The sequence below is a fragment of the Brevibacillus laterosporus genome, from assembly GCF_030489605.1.
GTDB lineage: Bacteria > Bacillota > Bacilli > Brevibacillales > Brevibacillaceae > Brevibacillus_B > Brevibacillus_B laterosporus_E.
This window is the reverse complement of the sequence record NZ_JAUKFY010000007.1, coordinates 217,372-236,768: the sequence shown is the minus strand read 5'-3', so window position 1 is coordinate 236,768 and position 19,397 is coordinate 217,372. Positions and strand designations below refer to the sequence as shown.

Genomic DNA, 19,397 nt, shown 5'->3' with positions numbered 1-19,397 from the left:
GCCTCCAGATTTGGAGGTTTTTTTGTATTCTACTATTTCTATATAAAAAAATTACTGCTAACAAAAATAAACAAAAGTAAAAACAAAGCTTGTTCTATTGACATTTCAAGTAACGATGATATGATAATTTATAAATTGAATCCGATAATTTTATACAACTTCTTATCAAGAGCGGTGGAGGGACTGGCCCTATGAAACCCGGCAACCTTGATTCATTCAAAAGGTGCTAAATCCAGCAGAAGTATTTCTGAGAGATAAGGAGAATGGCAGATACATAGACATGGAGCCCTTCTTCTTAGAGAGAAGGGCTTTTTGCATAGGTTTTTCACATACAAACAAATCACAAAGGGCGGTCATAGAGGAAAAAATGTATCCTTGCAAGCATATAACCAAGTATTCCGATATAAAAATAAGGTATTAGAGAAAAGTGGGGGAACTTAAGTATGTATCTGTTAAAAAGAATAGGCACCATGCTTATAACACTATGGATTATTGTGACACTAACCTTTGTCATAATGCATCTTATACCGGGTGATCCATTTGCTGCAGATTCGCAAATGCTGCCGGCTGATGTCGTCCAAAATATGCGGGAAAAATATAATCTGGATAAACCAATGGCACAGCAATATTTGTTATATTTGCAGGATTTGGCTCAGTTTGATTTAGGACCTTCCATACAATCAAAATCACGAGATGTAAATACATTGATTGCTTCTGGATTTCCTGTATCGGCAACACTAGGTCTGCAAGCGCTATTTTTAGCCTTGTTACTTGGTATTTCCTTAGGAATTATCGCAGCCCTTTATCATAATAAATGGTTAGATTACGTTTCGATGTTTATTGCGATCATAGGGATTTCCGTCCCAAGCTTCATTCTGGCTCCACTGCTAATCAAATTAGTTGCAGTTGAGTGGAAGCTTTTGCCGGCTGCCTCCTGGGGATCATGGAAACATTCAATCCTGCCGTCTGTTACATTAGCGGTCGGTCCTATGGCTATCATCGCCCGCTTTGTTCGGGCTAGCATGCTTGAGGTTTTTAGCCAGAATTACATGAAGACGGCCGAGGCAAAAGGGTTACCTATGTTTGCAATCGTGGTAAAGCACGGCATTCGAAACGCCTTGATACCGGTTTTAACCTTTATCGGGCCGTTGTTTGCAGCGCTGATTACAGGTACGTTTGTGGTTGAAAAAATCTTTGCTATTCCAGGTATTGGAAAATATTTCGTAGATGGCATCTTTAATCGTGATTACCCGGTTGTGATGGGAACAACGGTTTTTTATAGCACGGTCCTGATCTTGTCGTTGTTTTTGATCGATGTGTCATACCGACTGGTGGACCCAAGAATTAAGCTAACGAGCAAGGGGGACTAACAAATGGCGCAATCTTCACTCCATTCTGAACAAGATCATCTTTTTCAGCCTGTGGATAAACGAGTTTTTGAGAAGCATCAGATGGACCGCCCCAGTCTAAGCTATGGAAAAGAAATGCTGCGAAAAATCATGCAAAACAAGCTGGCAATGCTTGGTTTCAGTTTATTAACCCTTGTGGTCATTCTATCGCTGATCGGCTCGCATCTAGTAGCTTTCAGTCCAGAAAAGCAAGATTTGACTCTTGGAAATCTCAAGCCTTCGGGTACTCATTGGTTTGGGACAGATGATTTAGGACGAGATATGTGGGCGCGCACCTGGGCAGGTGGACAGATTTCTCTTTTTATCGGCTGTCTCGCAGCAACCATCGATTTATTGATTGGCGTAGCTGTCGGCGGAGTCTCGGGTTATATGGCAGGACGGGGTAGGCTAGGGGATCGTATTGACAGCATCCTGATGCGTATTGTCGAGGTTTTGTACGGCATTCCTTATTTACTGGTTGTGATTTTATTGATGGTGGTGCTAGAGCCGGGACTGTCCACTATCATTATTGCCCTTTCCGTTACAGGCTGGGTTGGCATGGCCCGTTTGGTACGTGGTCAGGTATTGCAGCTAAAACAGCAAGAGTTTGTACTAGCTGCCGAAAAGCTAGGAACCTCACACGCCAACATTATTTGGAAACATCTGCTGCCAAATGCCCTGGGAATTATCATCGTGAATCTGACTTTTACGATACCGCAGGCTATTTTTGCTGAATCCTTTTTAAGCTTTCTAGGTCTGGGGGTACAAGCACCGAGTGCTAGCTGGGGAACAATGGCTAATGATGGCATAGGGGTGATTTTAAATGGCCAGTGGTGGAGACTGTTTTTTCCGGGCTTATTAATTTCACTAACCATGTTTGCCTTTAATGCTTTCGGAGATGGCTTGCAGGATGCACTTGATCCTAAAAGCAAAAAGTAGAGGGAGGGATCACCATGGAACATTTGCTGGAGATAAACGAGCTGGAAGTTGGGTTTGCGACATATGGCGGTGAGGTTAAGGCGGTTCGTGGGATTTCGTTTTATGTGGACAAAGGAGAGGTGGTAGCCATTGTCGGTGAGAGCGGCTGTGGCAAATCAGTTACAGCGCAGGCAATCATGGGAATGGTTAAGGCAGGAAGCGGTGTTAGGGCGGAAGGCTCTATTCGCTTTGCTGGACAGGAAATGACAGGGTTGTCTAAAAAGGAATTGCAGGAGATCAGGGGTTCTAAAATAGGCATGGTGTTTCAAGATCCGATGACATCACTAAATCCTACGATGAAAATCGGCAAGCAAATTGCAGAGGGCTTACTAAAGCACCAGGGTCTCTCCCGACAGGCAGCACAGCAAAAAACGTTTGATCTGTTGCGGCAAGTGGGAATTCCAGAAGCAGAGAAGCGCTATCATCAGTATCCGCATGAATTCTCGGGAGGAATGCGCCAGCGGGTCGTCATTGCGATGGCGATTGCCTGTAATCCACAGCTATTGATCGCTGATGAGCCAACAACTGCATTGGACGTGACCATTCAAGCACAAATTCTTGACTTGCTGCTTGAATTACAACAAACAACCAATACTTCGATCATTATGATTACGCATGATTTAGGAGTCGTTGCAGAAGTAGCTCAGCGGGTGGTGGTGATGTATGCTGGCAAAATCGTAGAAACAGGGACAGTCGATGAGTTATTTGAATCGCCGGGACACCCGTATACAAAAGGCCTATTAGACTCGGCGCCAAAGCTGGAACAGGCCGGGAAGCATAGATTAGTCCCGATTGATGGAGCACCACCAGATTTATTTGCTCCGCCAAAAGGATGTCCATTCGCCCCCCGCTGTCCATATGCGATGGAAATTTGCGTGAATCATCTCCCGCAGCCCACCGCAATTTCAGCTACACATCAGGCGAGCTGCTGGCTGCATGACCCAAGGGCTCCACGCCAACAAGAATTGAAAGTAGCAGGGAGGGCGTAAGAATGGTGCGAAGCCTAGAGATTGCAGAAGATAAGGAATCTGAAGCCTTATTGGAATTACGTCATGTAAAAAAATACTTTTCCTTAGGATCTGGCCAAACAGTGAAATCGGTCGACGACATTACGTTGTCTATTAAAGTAGGCGAAACCTTTGGTCTGGTGGGAGAAAGCGGAAGCGGGAAATCCACGCTGGGACGCACAGCGGTCGGGTTGTATCAGCCTACAGATGGACAAATTCACTTTGCAGGGAAAGACATCACCACCTATAGTCGGCAGGAAAAGCTTGAATTCAATCGGAATATGCAAATGATTTTCCAAGACCCATACTCCTCCTTAAATCCGCGTATGCGGGTAGGTGACATTATCGGAGAGGGGATGGACGCTTATGGCATTGCGAAAGGGGATAAACGTACAGAGCGTATTTATGAGCTTTTAGAAAAAGTAGGTTTGCGGCCAGAACATGCAAAACGATATCCGCATGAATTTAGCGGGGGACAGAGACAGCGAATCGGGATAGCCCGAGCCTTAGCAGTAGAGCCTACCTTTATTGTGGCAGACGAGCCTATTTCTGCTTTAGATGTCTCGATTCAGGCACAAATTGTCAATTTATTAGAGGATTTACAGCAGGAACGAGGATTAACCTATTTATTCATCGCACATGATTTGGCGATGGTGAAGCATATCAGCGATCGAATCGGTGTCATGTATTTAGGTCAAATGATGGAGGTTGCAGACAGTCAGACATTATTTCAGGAGCCGCTTCATCCATACACACAAGCCTTGTTGTCGGCGATTCCAGTATCATCTACAGCAAAAAAGGCACAGAAAGAATGTATCGTGTTAACAGGTGAGCTGCCAAGTCCGTTGCAGCCACCAGCCGGATGCCCGTTTTCAACCAGATGTCCCGTTGCAATGCCGATCTGCAGAGAAGCTAAACCAGAGTGGAGGGAGGTGAAGCCGGATCATTGGACGGCTTGCTACTTACACCATTGAGAAAAGAGAGAGATAACGAGGAGGAACCATCAGTGAAAAGATTTTTATCGCCAGCGTTAGCCATTCTATTATTCCTAGTACCAGCTCTGACTGCTTGTGGAAATCAAACAGGAACCCCTGAAGCAGGAACTAGTGTTAAACAGGAATTAACAGCAAATTTGGCAGGTGAACCATATTCACTTGATCCTGCCATTGCGACGGATACGAAATCCTTTTGGATTATTGATCATCTTTACGAGGGGCTGTATGCCTTTGATAAAGAAGGAAATGTGGTAGAAGGGGCTGCTAAAAAAGTAGACATTTCTCCAGATGGAAAAACCTATACCTTCACCATTCGTGACGATGCGAAATGGTCTAATGGCGATGCTGTGACAGCCAAGGACTTTGAATACTCCTGGAAGCGTGTCTTAGATAAAGAGACGGGGGCTACTAATGCATTTTATCTGTATTACATAAAAGGTGCAGAGGCTTATAATAAAGGAGAAGGTAAGGTAGAAGATGTAAAAGTAAAGGCAACAGATGACAAAACACTGGTAGTGGAGCTGAATGCACCTACTTCCTATTTCCCAAAAGTAATGATGAATAATGTCTACTTTCCTGTAAATCAGAAGGTTGTAGAAGGAAATAAAAATTGGGTAGCAGAAGCAACTACCCTCGTATCTAATGGAGCTTATAAATTAACTAGCTGGGAACATGACAGTCAATTAACGCTAACAAAGAGTGAAACCTACTGGAACAAATCGAATATCAGCATGGATACACTGCATTTCAAAATGGTGCCAGATGCAACTACTTATTACCAAATGTACAAGACAGGCGAGCTAGATATCATTGATACGTTGCCAATCGATGCGATCGAACAAGAAAAGAACAATGCGGACTATGTGAGTCTACCTAAATTTGGGACTTATCTGTATACTTTTAATGTGACGCAGGAGCCGTTTACAAATGCTAAAATCCGTCGCGCCTTTGCCTTAGCTGTCGATCGTGATCAATTAACGAAGAATGTGACTAAGGCAGGCGAAACACCAGCATTCGCTTATGTGCCACAGGGTGTTAAAACGGATGGTGCTGATTTCCGTAAAGAAAAGCCAACCTATTTCACGTTTGATCCAACTGAAGCGAAGAAGCTTTTAGCTGAAGGAATGAAGGAAGAGGGCTGGAGTAAACTACCTGCGGTCACATTGAAGTACAATAATGCGCAAAACCATAAAAAGGTAGCCGAAGCTTTGCAACAAATGCTTACAAATAATCTTGGCGTCGATGTGAAACTGGAAAACCAAGAGTGGAAAACCTACATTGATACCTACAAACAAAGTAACTTCCAGATGGCTCGCATGGGCTGGATTGGTTCTTTCCTTGATCCTGTTGCAATGCTTGATTACTATCTAGGCGAGAGTCCGAATAACCAAGCGAAATGGGTAAACCCAAAATTTGACGAGTTAATGGAAAAAGCTAAGGTAGAGCAAGATGAAGCAAAACGTAATCAATACCTACATGAGGCTGAAGATATTTTCATGCAAGACTTGCCTGTCCTACCACTCTTCTTCTATTCACAGAACTATTTAAATACCAAAACCTTGAAGGACGTCACGTACAGCGTATATAAGAATCCAGACTTGCGTTGGGCTAAAAAAGTAGCAGAGTAGCAGGTAAGGCTGGCTACTAGAGTAAATGCTTTTATACGTATACCTGACATCTTAGGTCTGCTCCTGCCTCAAGAGGAGCAGACCCTCTTTTTTTTATAGAAAACGTATGCTCAAAAAGCTATGAAGCAATATAATAGCAAATGTAAGGTTCAGCCAAATACCAGCAAGATAAATGCTTCACCAGTGAAGGAGATTGCGATGGATACGATTATGGATGCGCTGTTTCTAACAGGCTTACTCCTAGTGCTGGGAGGAGCGATTATTTATGTATGGGTAAGCGATTTTTTTGCCACGTTTATGAAGGGATTTTATCTAGTGGGCAGCACTCTCTTTAAAAAGTCAAAGGCACTTCAGCAAATTGACGAACAGCTTTCTGGGGATACAAACCTGCAAGAATGGAAACGAAAACGAGCAAGACAACTGATGGCGCTCCTGTTAGTGGCAGGGATGCTTCTGATCATCCTATCTCTGATTTGGGCTGGCATCCAGTTGTCATGACACCATATCGGCAATGAATAGAGCAAAATACGTAACGAAAAGGGGAGTATACATATGTCAGCAGCAGTAACAATCATTACAAACGCTACAATCATCTTAGGCGATGGGCAACAAATTGACTCAGGCAGCATTTTATTGGCAGAAGGAAAAATTAAGGCGGTAGGTAAAACAGAAGAGATTGCAGAGCCAATCAATCAGCTAAAAAAGCTATACAAGGAGTCCGTTACAATCCATGCAGAAGGAAAGTATGTTACACCGGGACTCATTGATGTACATACCCATCTTGGCGTTCATGAGGAGGGGATCGGAAGAGAAGGGCATGATTACAATGAGACGAGCTCGCCGGTGACACCTTATGTAAGAGCATTAGATGGAATTAACCCTTTTGAGCGAGGCTTTCTTGAGGCTCGAAAAGCGGGTGTAACAACTGTTCAATCCATGCCGGGCAGCGCTAATGTGATCGGTGGCGAGATGGTTGTCCTAAAGACGGCAGGGACGATTGTCGATCACATGATTGTTCGAGAGCCCTCTGGAATGAAAGCAGCTTTTGGTGAAAATCCCAAACGTGTCTTTGGCGCTAAGGACAAGGCACCTATTACACGGATGGGGACTGCTGCATTGTTTCGCCAAGAATTTATAAGGGCGCAAGAATATTTGGAATTTAAAGAAAAAGAAGGGGCCGTGAAGCGTGATTTAGGCCTTGAAAATCTGGTAAAGGTGCTGAAGCGAGAGATTCCCTTGCGTGCCCATGCTCATCGTGCTGATGATATTGTAACAGCACTTCGCTTAGCAGAGGAATTTAATATTGAAATCACAATCGAGCACTGCACAGAGGGACATAAAATCGCCGATTTCTTATTAGAAAAAGGGGTCCGTGTTTCCGTGGGTCCTACTCTTTCCTCACGCTCCAAAATTGAGCTAGCAGATAAAGGCTTTCATACACATCTTGCCTTGGCAGAAGCAGGTGTACCTTTTAGCATTACCACAGATCATCCTGTAGTAGGTATCGAGTACTTAGTAACCAGTGTAGCGCACGCTGTAAGCGATGGTTTGGATGAAGCGTTAGCATGGCAAGCTATTACACTGCAAGCTGCCAAGCATCTAGGCGTAGAAGACCGTGTCGGTTCTTTGGAGGTTGGCAAGGATGCTGATGTGGTTATCTGGAGCGGACATCCGTTTCATATACAAAATAAAGTAGAAAAGACTTTTATCAATGGTGAACTGGTGTATGAGCGTGTAGAAAACTAAGCAAAATGAAGCAGGTGGATTATGATGAGAGCAGATCAGACAAAGGCCGTCCAGATGGGGACGGAGCTCACTCCGTCAGAGCTGGAAAATAGAATCATTACCTACGTAGAACAAAACAAGCAGCAATTTATTTCTGTTAGTCATGCAATTCATGAGCATCCAGAGATCGGCAATGAGGAAGTGTATGCACAAGGGGTGTTAACAGCATTATTAGAAGAGGCGGGCTTTCAGATTGAAAAAGGGGTAGCTGGTCATCCTACAGCGTTTCTTGCACGTAAAAAGATGGGGGAGAAAACAGGACCTAGGATAGGATATTTAGCTGAATATGATGCCCTGCCAGGTCTAGGCCATGCGTGTGGACATAATATTATTGGCACAACAAGTGTGCTTGCAGCCATTGCATTGGGTGAAACCCTCCAAGAGACTGGTGGAGAGGTGGTAGTACTAGGAACGCCGGCCGAGGAGGGCGGTCCAAACGGCAGTGCAAAAGGCAGCTTTGTTAAACATGATTTGCTGAAAGGAATCGACGCATGTATGATGGTGCACCCATTTAGCCACAATCGTATTACGGGGACAACCCTTGCTGTCATCCCTCTTGATTTCGAGTTTATTGGCAAGGCGGCTCATGCAGCGGCTGCACCAGAAGAAGGGATCAACGCTCTAGATGCTGTTATACATTTGTTCAATGGGATCAATGCTCTTCGTCAGCATGTGATTGCTGATGTTCGCATTCATGGAATTATTACTCATGGGGGAGACGCACCTAATATTGTACCTGAATATGCTAAGGCAAGATTCTATATTCGTGCGGCAACGCGTCACAGATGCCTGAAAGTGACAGAAAGAATCAAGGAGATTGCCCAAGGAGCGGCATGTATGACAGGTGCGACTGTCAATATTATTGCTTTTCAAAATGAAGTAGATGATATGGTGCTTAATCGAACGTTTGACGGGGTGTTTCAAGCACATATGGAACGTTTTGGTTATCTGGTAGATACGCGTCATCAGGCGGGACTCGGCTCTACCGATGCAGGTAACATCAGCTACGTGGTCCCAACCATTCATCCTTATATTAAAATAGGGCCAGAAGAGCTGGTCTGTCATACAGATGCGTTTCGCGAAGCAGCCAAATCCCCAGAGGGTGACGCGGCGCTGATTGTTGGCGCTAAGGTATTGGCTTTGACGGGTTTTACCTTAATGACGAATGAGGCTGTGCTGACAGAGATTAAACAGGAATTCTTTCAACGAAAACAGGAGCTAGCTCTGCAGTCGTAAGCGACTGGGGGAAGCTCCTGCTTTTTTTGTCAAGTGGCGCTAAAAGTGGAAGAGCATAGGGGATATTTTTACAATTTCGTACTGTTTTTTAGAAAGCTGGATGATAAGATGAAGGGAAGAAAATGGTGCTGTATATCGCTAATGCAAGATCAATTCTCTATTCCACCACGAAACAAGGCTGTTAAGATTTGATTCTGTTAACATTGATGCCAATTCAGGTGAAAATTTCGCAAAAATAAATTTCCTCAAAAAATACTAAGAAATGTAATCCTGTTGTGACGGGGATATGTTATAATTTTCCTACTACAATAGCTTCCTATCTCAAAAGTGGTCGGCTCACCCCTAGAAAAGAGATGCCGGAGGGGGTGAGAACATGGAGGTTTATCAAGCGCTGTCCCTGATGTTTATGTTTGGGATGTTCCTGATAGCTTTGTTAACCTACCTGAAAAAGAAATGACCTCATGCTTTGCACAAAGCACAGGAGGTCATTTCTTGTCTATAGCTGATGAGCTGATTCACCGAAGAGAATCAACTATTGTAGAAGGCTGTGAGTGCGGCAACACTCACGGCTTTTTCTATATTACCATATGCGAGTAACTACATTTTAACACAAAAGGGACAAGGTGACTAAGCCTGTCCTGAAAAGACGTTGCGCTTAGATTATTTGATATAGCCTAAGTCACGTAAATGAGCGATGGTCAGTGCATAGACATCGTCTTTTACAAAAGCGCTATATCGCTCATCAGAACGCAACTCCTCGGCCGTTGGAATTTTATCACTGATAAATGCCCCGCCAACCGATCCTTCTATAATAGTAGCGACCTGTCGTTCCGCCTCTGCTACATAAATATCTTTCACAATCGAATCTCCGACCGTATACTGACCGATTTTTTTGATGGCGGATAAGTGATAGCCTGTCTCTTCGTATGTCTCTCGAATGGCAGCGGCAATGCTTGATTCGCCAGGCTCTACTTTTCCTCCGGGAAGCTCATATCCTCGTTTGGTATGGATCGTGAATAAAAGCTTTCCTTGATAAAAAGGAAAGACGAGAACGTGCTTAGCCTGCTCCTCCCGAAATTCAGCCGGGTCAAAGCTTAACGTCATAGGTACACCTGTCGTATCGTAAAAAGTGTCCATGTTAGGCCTCCTTGGCATGTAAAGCAATGTGTTTTGCTGTTTTCATAGCCTGACCGATGGCAAGTGAAAGACTAGCATAATCGCTTCCGTTTGTAATGTCTCCAATGGCATATATCCATTCATGAGCAGTGCGCAGATGCTCGTCAACCGTTAGAAATCCGCCCGTTTTATCCACTAATTCGGCCACCGGGTTACTATTTGCAGAGATACCAACGCGAGGTAAAATCCAGTCAACCTGCAAGCGGTGTGTCTTTTGGCTGTCCGTTTGTATTTGGACAGAGCATCTATTGCCTTCCGATTGTGCCCCTTTTACCTCCGTTTCCATCCAAATGGTCACGTTAGGCAGTGAAGTGGCTTTTTGTACCCATTCTTGTCTGCCGCGAAATTGAGATTTACGGACGGCAAGCCAAATATGATGCGCGTAGGCGGACAGATTACAAACACTTTCTAGGGCACGATCTCCACCGCCGATCACTAGAATATCCTTTTGATCTAATAAATGAGCCCCCGAGGATGTGGAAAACTCTGGTCCTAACACATGAGCAGGAACCTCTGCAAGCTGTGGCAGGTGAACAGGACTCACTCCTGTGGCAACAACTACATAATCCGCCTGATAAGAGGTTTGATCTGTATGTATAATTTTGGTTTGATAATCAATGCTGCGTACGCATTCTTGATAGCGAATAGGGATTTGCAACACCTGCACACCTTCACGTAAGTCCGTCAGCAATTCCTCTCCATTTGCATATAGTTTGGGGGGAAGGTCCCAAATGCGATTATGAATATAGTGAATTTGACCGCCAAGCGTATCGCTTTGTTCTATCACGAGGCAAGAAATCCCAAGCCGTTTGCACCAAATCGCAGTGGAAATACCCGCCATCCCAGCGCCGACGATCAGCACTTGAACATGTTTCAATTTCATTTCCCCCGCTTCTTGCTAAGATGGTTGCTTCTATTCATTATAACAAATATCACTGCTCTGGGGGATACATTAAGCAACCATGCCCCTAAAACCACCATGGATTCCTCCTACAATGAGATTGTCTAAGCAGGCAAAACACGGTAAACTAGAAAACAGTTTTTTTACTAGATCAGAAGAATAAAGCTATTGATAAAAGGGAGCCGTTTACATGAAAGTCATTATTGCTGAAAAACCTGATCAGGCCTCAAAGCTCTCCAGCCCATTTGCACATAAAAAACAACAAGGATATATTGAAATCGCTCCGCACCGTTTATTTCCACAGGGAGCTTTGGTGACTTGGGCTGTCGGACATATTTGCGAATTAGTTCCACCAGAAGAATACAATCCTACGTGGAAAAAGTGGAGCATTCAGACACTGCCAATGATACCGGAACGTTTTCGCTATCAGGTAATGAGATCAAAGGCCAAGCAGTTTACGATCATTAAACAACTGCTAAAACGCTCAGATGTCACAGAAATCATTCATGCGGGTGACGCAGGGCGTGAGGGTGAACTCATTATCCGTACGGCTATCGAGCTTGCTGGTGTAAAAAAACCAATGAAAAGGCTATGGATTTCCTCCTTGACGGACCGCGCAATCGTGGAGGGATTTGAGCATTTATTAGATGAAACACACACTCGTAATCTGTATTATGAGGCGTACAGTCGCTCCTGTGCAGACTGGCTCATTGGTATGAATGCTTCGCGGATCTATACGATTCTCTTTAAGCAAAAGGGTGTTTCGGACGTATTTTCTGCAGGACGTGTACAGACTCCTACTCTGGCCCTGGTTGTGAAAAGGGAAAAGGAGATTGCTAATTTCAAATCGGAGCCATTCTGGGAAGTGATTGCTTCTTTTACCATAGAAGGAAAGAAATATGAGGGGATTTGGCAAAAGGAAGGAGAATCCCGCTTGTTTGACGAGCAAATGGCTGCACGCATAGCTCAATTCTGTGAGAAAAAGCCTGCTAGTGTGCAGGAGGTTAAGAAAGAACGCAAGGAATTTTTACCACCCTTCCTATTTAATCTCTCATCCTTACAGGCAACCGTTAATAAGATTTTTAAGTTTTCGCCTAAAAAGACGTTGGATGTAGCCCAACAATTATATTTGAAGGGGTTTTTATCTTATCCCCGTTCCGATTCCAGCTTTGTTACACCAGGGGAAGCCAAGAGTTTTCCAGAAATTTTGTCCAAGCTGGCTAAAAAGAAGGAATTTCAAGCATTCTTTCCTACACCAATCCATTCAGTAGCAAATAATAAACGCTATGTAAATGAGAAGAAGGTAACAGACCACTACGCTATTATACCTACAGAGCAAGTGCCTCATTTGGACAAGCTCTCTAATGACGAACGCCATATCTATGATTTGGTGGCACGCCGTCTGATCGCTGCTCATTATGAGCCGGCGATTTTTGACTATACTACGATTACTACCTTGGTGGATGGGCGAGCAACCTTTATCAGTAAGGGAAAATGTCAGGTGCAAGCAGGCTGGCGAACCGTGTTATTTCAAGGTCAGGAAGAGGACGACAAGGATAAAGATGAAGAAAAGCTACTGCCGCCTGTTGAAAAAAATGAAACAGGGAAGGTAAGCCGTGTAAAAGTCAAAGCAGGCAAAACACAACCGCCGAAACGCTATACAGAGGGTCAATTAATTACGCTAATGAAAACCGCAGGCAAGCATTTAGAGAATAGCGAGTGGGAAAAGGTTTTGTCTAAAACAGAGGGACTCGGTACGGAGGCTACACGAGCGGGTATTATTACAATGTTAAAGGATCGCAAGTACATCGAGGTGAAGAAAAACCAAGTATTTGCCCTAGAGAAGGGGAGCTTATTAATTGATGCCATTGGAGATAAGATTCTTGCCTCTCCAGAGATGACGGCTCGCTGGGAACAACGGTTGGCGGAAATTGGACAGGGACAGGCTTCGGCGCAGGAGTTTATGGAGCAAGTCAAAAAATTAGCCCACAAGATTGTTCAGGATGCTTCCGAGCAATCCGCTACATGGGATTTTTCCGGCATGGATATCGAAGCGATGCCTAAGCAAGCATCTAAGTTTACGGTAGGGAAAAAGATAGCGGTTTGTGCTGGATGTAGGGGCTCGATTGTAGATAAAGGGAATTTCTATGGCTGTGATCAGTATAACAAGACGGGGTGTAAAATCACTTTGCCGAAAAAATTACTTGGCAAATCCTTGTCTGCCACCAATGTGAAAAAACTGATGGAGCAAGGAAAAAGCGGATTAATAAAAGGCTTTAAAAAAGGTGACAAGACTTTTGATGCCTATTTGAAATGGGATATCGAGAAGGCTCAATTTCAATTTGAATTTGAAGCAAAAACAGCTTCTTCGAATGCTAAGGAGTATAAAAAACCAAACGCAAGAGCACCGAAAGGGAAAAAGATTACAGAAGCGTTATATTCTACTGAGTAGAAAAGAATAAAAGAAGACAAAGTAACAAACAAGAAAGAAAGGGGGTGTGATGATGAATCAAGCAAGACCGATTTCCGTTAACGATCGAATAACATCAATTGATACCGTTAGAGGCATTGCGATCTTGGGTATATTTCTTGTGAACTTCCCGGCTATGCTAGGAATCCAACCGCTAGACACGAGAGGTTATACCCAAGGGGCTGATGCCATGTTTCGCTTCGGCTATGACTTATTTATCCAAACAAAATTCTACTCCTTGTTTGCCTTTTTATTTGGATTGGGGTTTTATCTGTTTATGAGTAGAGCAGAAGCGAAAGGATACGCAATGAGGGCCCTTTTCTCGATGCGTCTAGCTGTGCTGTTTTTTCTGGGATGCCTGCATTTTCTACTTTTGTGGTACGGTGACATTTTACATATGTATGCATTAGTGGGCTTTTTACTTTTATTTTTTTATCGTCAGAAGGCATCAGCATTATTTGTTTGGAGCATTTTTTTAATGGGTCTGTTTATGTTGTTTATCTGGTTTGCTTTTTCCGGGGATATTGATTTAGATCAAACAGTACTATTGGAAGCTCCTTGGTTTAATGGGCTAGAGGATTATGTACAAAAAGTAAGTCAACGCTATGAAATGCTAAGTGGAATCCAGATTCTCAACGTAATCATCTATATTCCTGAATTACTAGGACTTTTTTTGTTGGGATTGTGTGCAGGGAAGATCAACTTTTTTCAACGCGTGCATGAATGGAAACGTGAATTGCGCATCACTCAGATCGTCAGTCTAGTGGTAACGATTCTATTGTTTATTCCGATGTTTCGTTATTATTTCAGCCACGAAGTCTATGTGTCTGAAGAAATTCAAAAGTACATTCAATTGACGGGAAAAACGTTGTTCGTCTTTTATCTCGTATCTATTGTTCTGCTTCTGGAAAACAAACGTTTTCGAGAAAAAATGCAAGGCTTCACCTATGTGGGGCGTATGGCTTTAACCAATTACTTATTGCAGACATTGGTAACAGTCCTGTTGTTTTCCCTGTTTATTCCTAATACGGCAGGAATTTCACTATGGATTGGATTTATATATTGTATTACGATCTATCTATTACAGATCATGTTTAGTAAATGGTGGTTATCTCAGTATGCCTACGGACCAATGGAATGGCTGTGGAGATGTGCAACCTATATGCAAAAGCAGCCGCTGCGGCTGAAGCAGCAAAGCCGTGATCGATCATAGATAGATAGAAGGCTAAAAAACTTGTTGAAATCTAATGGTTTATCATCTATAATGACATTATCTTTTTTAATAAAATAATAAATCCTCATCATATCTGGTGAGGTAGAGGTTGCGGTATTTAAGAGTATGCTGGACGAGACCCAGAGATGTTGTAGACTCCATCAGAAAGGAAAGACCGCCGAAGCTTGTGCAAAGACTCTGTGATGTACAGGCTGGGGCTGTTTCCGAAAGGGACAGAACTGTCACGTTTATTTGCCGAATAAGCGTGTTGTGCTATCTTCATGGAAGGTATGATGCGGGTTACGTATAAATCCGTCGTCAGATGTTGAATGACGGATTTTTTATATTCCCACTCCTTCCTTGCACGTATCTTTGAAAGATAAGGAGTGTTTTTTTATGTCACAGGCAACAACTGGGAATGAAAGTGTAACAAACATATCGGCAACTGGGGATGGGGGACAGCCTCAGGAATTGAAGCGCGGGCTAAAGGCTCGACACCTGACGATGATCGCTCTTGGCGGTTCTATTGGTACGGGGTTATTCCTGGCGAGTGGTGGAGCTATCTCTCAAGCAGGCCCTGGTGGTGCGATTGTAGCATATGTAGCAATTGGTATTATGGTGTATTTCTTAATGACCAGCTTGGGTGAAATGGCAGCTTATATGCCGGAGTCAGGGTCTTTTAGTACCTATGCAACAAAGTTTGTAGATCCTGCTCTTGGCTTTGCATTAGGATGGAACTATTGGTATAACTGGGCTATTACGATTGCAGCCGAGTTATCTGCCGCCACGCTTTTAATGAAATTTTGGTTCCCGAACAGTTCATCTTTGTTATGGAGCGGCTTGTTTTTAGCCTTTATGTTTGGATTAAACTATTTATCTGTAAAAGGATATGGGGAGTCAGAGTTCTGGTTCTCGATGATTAAAGTAGCAACTGTTATTATTTTCTTGGTAGTTGGTATCTTAATGATTTTTGGCATCATGGGTGGAGAGGCTGTAGGCTTTACGAACTTTACCATCGGCGATGCCCCATTCCATGGCGGCTTTATGGCAGCCCTTGGTGTATTTATGATTGCTGGATTTAGCTTTCAGGGTACAGAATTAATCGGGGTAGCGGCAGGAGAGAGCGACGATCCGCGTAAAAATATCCCGAAAGCCATCAAGCAGGTGTTCTGGCGCATTCTGTTGTTCTATGTTTTTGCCATTTTAGTTATTGGCTTGCTCGTACCCTACACCAGTCCGAATCTGGTAGGTGGAGATATAGAAACGATTGCTCTGAGCCCTTTTACAATGGTATTTGAGAAAGCAGGCTTGGCCTTTTCTGCCTCTGTGATGAACGCTGTTATTTTATCGGCTGTATTATCTGCGGGTAACTCTGGCATGTATGCTTCAACACGCATGCTGTGGGCGATGGCGAAGGATGGGAAAGCACCTAAATTTTTTACAAAACTAAACCGCCGCGGCATTCCGATTTACTGCTTGTTAATGACAGCATCAGTTGGGATGGTTGCTTTCTTCGCTTCTCTTTTTGGCGACGGGGTTGTTTATGCATGGTTGCTTAATGCTTCTGGTATGTCTGGCTTTATTGCTTGGCTGGGCATTGCAATTAGTCACTATCGCTTCCGTCGAGCGTTTGTAGCGCAGGGGCATAGCTTGAGTGAATTGCCATTTAAAGCAAGATGGTTCCCATTCGGTCCGCTATTTGCTTTTATACTGTGCATCGTTGTTATTATGGGCCAGAATTACGAGGCATTTATTGGAGATCAAATTGATTGGTACGCTATGCTGGTGTCCTATATCGGCATTCCGATCTTCCTTGCTTTATGGTTTGGATACAAATGGATCAAGAAAACAAAGGTTGTGAAATTGCACGATTGTGATTTTAGCAGTGCACATGTAAGAGACTAGCCTGTAGTCCTTTTATATTGCTCATAGTAATCACTACAGGAAAAACCACTTCTCAAGCAGGAGGAAGAAATTCTGAGGCTTGTGAGTGGTTTTTTCTATCTTCTTAAACGGTTTCGGTCTGCGTAAGCTTCTTGTCCATCCATTTTTCTCTTAAAAAAATTTAGTAAATATAAAAATTTTGTCGAACTAGCATTCTCTATGCCGAACGTTTTAGCTGGTATCGACAAAAGAAGAAAAGTTATGCGTTCAGCGTTCGACATGATTTGAAGGCAAGCTCTTTTATACTTAAAAGCAATGAGTTAAGCAGAAAGGAGCACAACCTTCATGATTACAAGAATCCTACAAATGCGAGCGCAATCCCTATCACTGCAAGAAATCGCTACAAGGTGCGAGATGACCATTGGCCAAGTGAGATACCAACTTCACAAATTTGGACTGAAGTCGCAGGCTTACAAGGAGAGCAGCCAAGGCGTAGCAGAGGAGTCCTTCGTTGATTTGTTCATGGGAAAGGTTGTTAGCCCACCTTTTTATCCTGCTGTCTATCCATTGGAAACGGACAGAAGGGAGAGCTATACAACTCAGGAGAAAGACTTTTTAGCTGAACAAACCCAAGGACAAGCTATCTTAGAGGAAAAGCGAGTCCCTTCTATAGCTGTTATTCCAACAGCACCTGACACTGTGTATATTCATTGGTCTATATCTAAATATCGCCTGCATATGATTGCGGGGTATCTAAAGGAAGAGTGGGCGAAAATTACACAAGGAATTCGTCTTTACGAGGTGGAGGAAGGTATATCCTCTAACAGGGAGGTGGGGTATAAAGACGTGTATATGAACGAAGAAGCAGAAGCCTGCTACGTTGAACATTTGCAAACAGGGAAACAATACGTAGCCGAGTTTGGTCTTTATGCTTCTGGGCAATTTTGTCCTATCATGCGGTCTGAGAAAGTGAGATTGACAGCTTATCGGTATGCCGCCTGGTAAAAAATTAGGAATGACACCCCTTGAAGCGTCTAGTGAAGAAATAGGGATTTTCATAATAGATATGTAAGGCGGCCGATGTGCCGCTTTTTTATTTGTTTCTGTTCTCAAACCTTCTATCCTGCTATTTCCCTTCATACAGTAAAAATGGAGTATTTGACGCGACTACCTTGTCTAGCATGGAGGGAATCAAATGGAAAAACAGATTGTTTTTGGAACAGACGGCTGGAGAGCTGTGATGGCCGATCAGTTTACGATGGAAAATGTACGGACCGTGGCAAAAGCAATTGCTTGTTATACAGAGGAGAATGGATGGATCGAACGGGGGATTATCGTTGGTTATGATACTCGTTTTATGGGACGAATGTTTGCGCAAGAGGTTGTACGAGTGTTAACTGCTCACCGTATACTTTCTTTCTTGGTAAGTGAGCCGACCCCGACCCCTGTCGTGGCCTTTGGCGTAAAGCATTTTGGGGTAAGCGGCGCGGTGATGCTAACAGCTAGTCACAATCCCGCAGAATACAATGGAATCAAATATATTCCCGAATATGCAGGGCCAGCTTCTCCTGAGATAACCCAGCGCTTAGAGGTGTTAATTCAACAGATTGAAGCAAGGAATGAACAGATAGAGACGCGCTGCATTGAGGAGGCTAAACATAGTAAGCTGTATCAGCCCATTCACTTAAAGCCTCACTATGAGGCGCATATTCGCAGACTTATTCGCATGGATGCATTGCAGCAAGCAAACTTAACCGTTGTCGTAGATGCCATGCATGGAGCGGGGAGCGGATATATGAGTGCTCTATTGCAGGAGGCTGGCGTTGCGGTGAAAAGCATCCGAGAAGAAAGAGATCCGTTATTTGGCGGAGGCCTGCCAGAGCCCAATGAACATCATTTAGCGGAATTGTCTCGTCAAGTGTTGGTCGAGCATGCGGATTTGGGAGTAGCCAATGATGGAGATGCAGATCGGTTTGGAATCGTGGACCGACAAGGGCGGTATTTGTCTCCAAATGAAGTGCTTACGTTACTTACCTACCATATGGTCAAAAACCGAAATGGTCAGGGTAAAGTCATTCGTACTGTAGCCACCACTCATCAGCTAGACCGGATTTGTGAACATTATGGATTGGATATAATCGAGACCCCTGTCGGATTTAAATATATTGGAGCGCAGATGCTCAAGGGTGATGTGCTTATTGGCGGCGAGGAGAGCGGGGGAGCAAGTATTCTGGGACATATTCCTGAAAAGGATGGAATTTTAATAAATTTATTAATTGCAGAAATGTGTGCAATCGAGGGAAAGAGTTTAGACGAGATTAAAGCGGATATCCACCGCCAATTTGGACGCATGTATAGTATCCGATTAGATATTCGCCTGAAAGAAAAGGAAGCTTTTTTACGCCGTTTTAAAGAGAAGCCCCCACATGCAATCGCTGGATATGCTGTTGAATCGATTCATACACAGGATGGGTTTAAACTCTTACTAGAAGGTGGACACTGGGTATTGATACGCCCATCCGGCACGGAGCCCTTGTTACGGATTTATTGTGAGGCAACTGGATCAGAAGAGTTAGAAAGGCTGAAAGAAGCAGTAAAGGATTGGTTTGAGGAAAGCATGTAATGAAACAAGTAAAAGCGTTACCCCCCCATAAGGAAAACGCTGAATGGAAAGAAACCGGCTTCTCGTGAGTTGGTTTTTTTTTCATGTCAGGTAAAAGTATGCAGGTCAAATCA

General features: G+C 43.7%; 16 protein-coding genes and 2 riboswitches. Of the genes, 14 read left to right on the top strand and 2 right to left on the bottom strand.

Annotation, left to right across the window (positions count from 1 at the left end):
• Window positions 1-159: 159 nt before the first annotated feature.
• Window positions 160-261: riboswitch (SAM riboswitch) on the top strand.
• A 182-nt stretch (window positions 262-443) separates the two neighbouring features.
• The 9 genes from QZ995_RS10615 to QZ995_RS23830 all read left to right on the top strand — a co-directional run bounded on the left by QZ995_RS10615 (window position 444) and on the right by QZ995_RS23830 (window position 9,474).
• Window positions 444-1,370, top strand: a complete 927-nt coding sequence (locus QZ995_RS10615; protein WP_301806449.1) for an ABC transporter permease — start codon at window positions 444-446, stop codon at window positions 1,368-1,370.
• A gap of 3 nt (window positions 1,371-1,373) precedes the next feature.
• Complete coding sequence (locus QZ995_RS10610; protein ID WP_301806445.1) at window positions 1,374-2,327, top strand: ABC transporter permease; 954 nt, start codon at window positions 1,374-1,376, stop codon at window positions 2,325-2,327.
• Window positions 2,328-2,341: 14 nt separating this feature from the next.
• Window positions 2,342-3,355: an ABC transporter ATP-binding protein gene (locus QZ995_RS10605; protein ID WP_301806442.1), complete on the top strand. Its 1,014-nt coding sequence runs from the start codon at window positions 2,342-2,344 to the stop codon at window positions 3,353-3,355.
• Between the two features lie 2 nt (window positions 3,356-3,357).
• Window positions 3,358-4,347, top strand: coding sequence for an ABC transporter ATP-binding protein (locus tag QZ995_RS10600; protein ID WP_301806439.1), 990 nt, complete (start codon window positions 3,358-3,360; stop codon window positions 4,345-4,347).
• A gap of 32 nt (window positions 4,348-4,379) precedes the next feature.
• Window positions 4,380-5,996: a peptide ABC transporter substrate-binding protein gene (locus QZ995_RS10595; protein ID WP_301806437.1), complete on the top strand. Its 1,617-nt coding sequence runs from the start codon at window positions 4,380-4,382 to the stop codon at window positions 5,994-5,996.
• 198 nt (window positions 5,997-6,194) lie between these two features.
• Complete coding sequence (locus QZ995_RS10590) at window positions 6,195-6,494, top strand: DUF3899 domain-containing protein (RefSeq protein WP_301806434.1); 300 nt, start codon at window positions 6,195-6,197, stop codon at window positions 6,492-6,494.
• A 54-nt stretch (window positions 6,495-6,548) separates the two neighbouring features.
• Complete coding sequence (locus tag QZ995_RS10585) at window positions 6,549-7,742, top strand: amidohydrolase (RefSeq protein ID WP_301806431.1); 1,194 nt, start codon at window positions 6,549-6,551, stop codon at window positions 7,740-7,742.
• A gap of 24 nt (window positions 7,743-7,766) precedes the next feature.
• Window positions 7,767-9,017, top strand: coding sequence for a M20 family metallopeptidase (locus QZ995_RS10580; protein WP_301806428.1), 1,251 nt, complete (start codon window positions 7,767-7,769; stop codon window positions 9,015-9,017).
• 373 nt (window positions 9,018-9,390) lie between these two features.
• Window positions 9,391-9,474, top strand: coding sequence for a putative holin-like toxin (locus QZ995_RS23830; protein WP_366919693.1), 84 nt, complete (start codon window positions 9,391-9,393; stop codon window positions 9,472-9,474).
• A gap of 203 nt (window positions 9,475-9,677) precedes the next feature.
• Here QZ995_RS23830 and QZ995_RS10570 read toward each other — a convergent pair whose 3' ends face one another.
• Complete coding sequence (locus QZ995_RS10570) at window positions 9,678-10,154, bottom strand: NUDIX domain-containing protein (RefSeq protein WP_301806425.1); 477 nt, start codon at window positions 10,152-10,154, stop codon at window positions 9,678-9,680.
• A 1-nt stretch (window position 10,155) separates the two neighbouring features.
• Window positions 10,156-11,076: an NAD(P)/FAD-dependent oxidoreductase gene (locus QZ995_RS10565; protein ID WP_301806422.1), complete on the bottom strand. Its 921-nt coding sequence runs from the start codon at window positions 11,074-11,076 to the stop codon at window positions 10,156-10,158.
• Window positions 11,077-11,284: 208 nt separating this feature from the next.
• Between QZ995_RS10565 and QZ995_RS10560 the strand changes: the two genes are divergently transcribed.
• From QZ995_RS10560 to QZ995_RS10540, 5 genes are all read left to right on the top strand, one after another.
• Window positions 11,285-13,546: a DNA topoisomerase III gene (locus QZ995_RS10560; RefSeq protein ID WP_301806420.1), complete on the top strand. Its 2,262-nt coding sequence runs from the start codon at window positions 11,285-11,287 to the stop codon at window positions 13,544-13,546.
• Window positions 13,547-13,598: 52 nt separating this feature from the next.
• The gene (locus tag QZ995_RS10555; protein ID WP_301806417.1) at window positions 13,599-14,777 is read left to right on the top strand and encodes a DUF418 domain-containing protein; all 1,179 of its coding nucleotides are present in this window, start codon (window positions 13,599-13,601) and stop codon (window positions 14,775-14,777) included.
• 95 nt (window positions 14,778-14,872) lie between these two features.
• Window positions 14,873-15,061: riboswitch (Lysine riboswitch) on the top strand.
• Between the two features lie 112 nt (window positions 15,062-15,173).
• Entirely contained in the window at window positions 15,174-16,682 is a 1,509-nt protein-coding gene (locus tag QZ995_RS10550) for an amino acid permease (RefSeq protein ID WP_301806415.1), read from the top strand.
• Between the two features lie 324 nt (window positions 16,683-17,006).
• On the top strand, window positions 17,007-17,666 hold the full coding sequence (locus QZ995_RS10545) for a DUF4912 domain-containing protein (RefSeq protein ID WP_301806413.1): 660 nt from the start codon (window positions 17,007-17,009) through the stop codon (window positions 17,664-17,666).
• Between the two features lie 190 nt (window positions 17,667-17,856).
• Window positions 17,857-19,284, top strand: coding sequence for a phosphoglucomutase/phosphomannomutase family protein (locus tag QZ995_RS10540; RefSeq protein WP_301806412.1), 1,428 nt, complete (start codon window positions 17,857-17,859; stop codon window positions 19,282-19,284).
• Window positions 19,285-19,397 lie beyond the last annotated feature (113 nt).

What these genes read in the sequence shown, in the direction of transcription:
- QZ995_RS10590 (WP_301806434.1), top strand. Translation starts at nt 6,195, where the DNA reads ATGGATACGATTATGGATGCGCTGTTTCTAACAGGCTTACTCCTAGTG.
- QZ995_RS10600 (WP_301806439.1), top strand. Translation starts at nt 3,358, where the DNA reads ATGGTGCGAAGCCTAGAGATTGCAGAAGATAAGGAATCTGAAGCCTTA.
- QZ995_RS10550 (WP_301806415.1), top strand. Translation starts at nt 15,174, where the DNA reads ATGTCACAGGCAACAACTGGGAATGAAAGTGTAACAAACATATCGGCA.
- QZ995_RS10610 (WP_301806445.1), top strand. Translation starts at nt 1,374, where the DNA reads ATGGCGCAATCTTCACTCCATTCTGAACAAGATCATCTTTTTCAGCCT.
- QZ995_RS10615 (WP_301806449.1), top strand. Translation starts at nt 444, where the DNA reads ATGTATCTGTTAAAAAGAATAGGCACCATGCTTATAACACTATGGATT.
- QZ995_RS10545 (WP_301806413.1), top strand. Translation starts at nt 17,007, where the DNA reads ATGATTACAAGAATCCTACAAATGCGAGCGCAATCCCTATCACTGCAA.
- QZ995_RS10580 (WP_301806428.1), top strand. Translation starts at nt 7,767, where the DNA reads ATGAGAGCAGATCAGACAAAGGCCGTCCAGATGGGGACGGAGCTCACT.
- QZ995_RS10560 (WP_301806420.1), top strand. Translation starts at nt 11,285, where the DNA reads ATGAAAGTCATTATTGCTGAAAAACCTGATCAGGCCTCAAAGCTCTCC.
- QZ995_RS10555 (WP_301806417.1), top strand. Translation starts at nt 13,599, where the DNA reads ATGAATCAAGCAAGACCGATTTCCGTTAACGATCGAATAACATCAATT.
- QZ995_RS10540 (WP_301806412.1), top strand. Translation starts at nt 17,857, where the DNA reads ATGGAAAAACAGATTGTTTTTGGAACAGACGGCTGGAGAGCTGTGATG.
- QZ995_RS10565 (WP_301806422.1), bottom strand. Translation starts at nt 11,076, where the DNA reads ATGAAATTGAAACATGTTCAAGTGCTGATCGTCGGCGCTGGGATGGCG.
- QZ995_RS23830 (WP_366919693.1), top strand. Translation starts at nt 9,391, where the DNA reads ATGGAGGTTTATCAAGCGCTGTCCCTGATGTTTATGTTTGGGATGTTC.
- QZ995_RS10605 (WP_301806442.1), top strand. Translation starts at nt 2,342, where the DNA reads ATGGAACATTTGCTGGAGATAAACGAGCTGGAAGTTGGGTTTGCGACA.
- QZ995_RS10570 (WP_301806425.1), bottom strand. Translation starts at nt 10,154, where the DNA reads ATGGACACTTTTTACGATACGACAGGTGTACCTATGACGTTAAGCTTT.
- QZ995_RS10585 (WP_301806431.1), top strand. Translation starts at nt 6,549, where the DNA reads ATGTCAGCAGCAGTAACAATCATTACAAACGCTACAATCATCTTAGGC.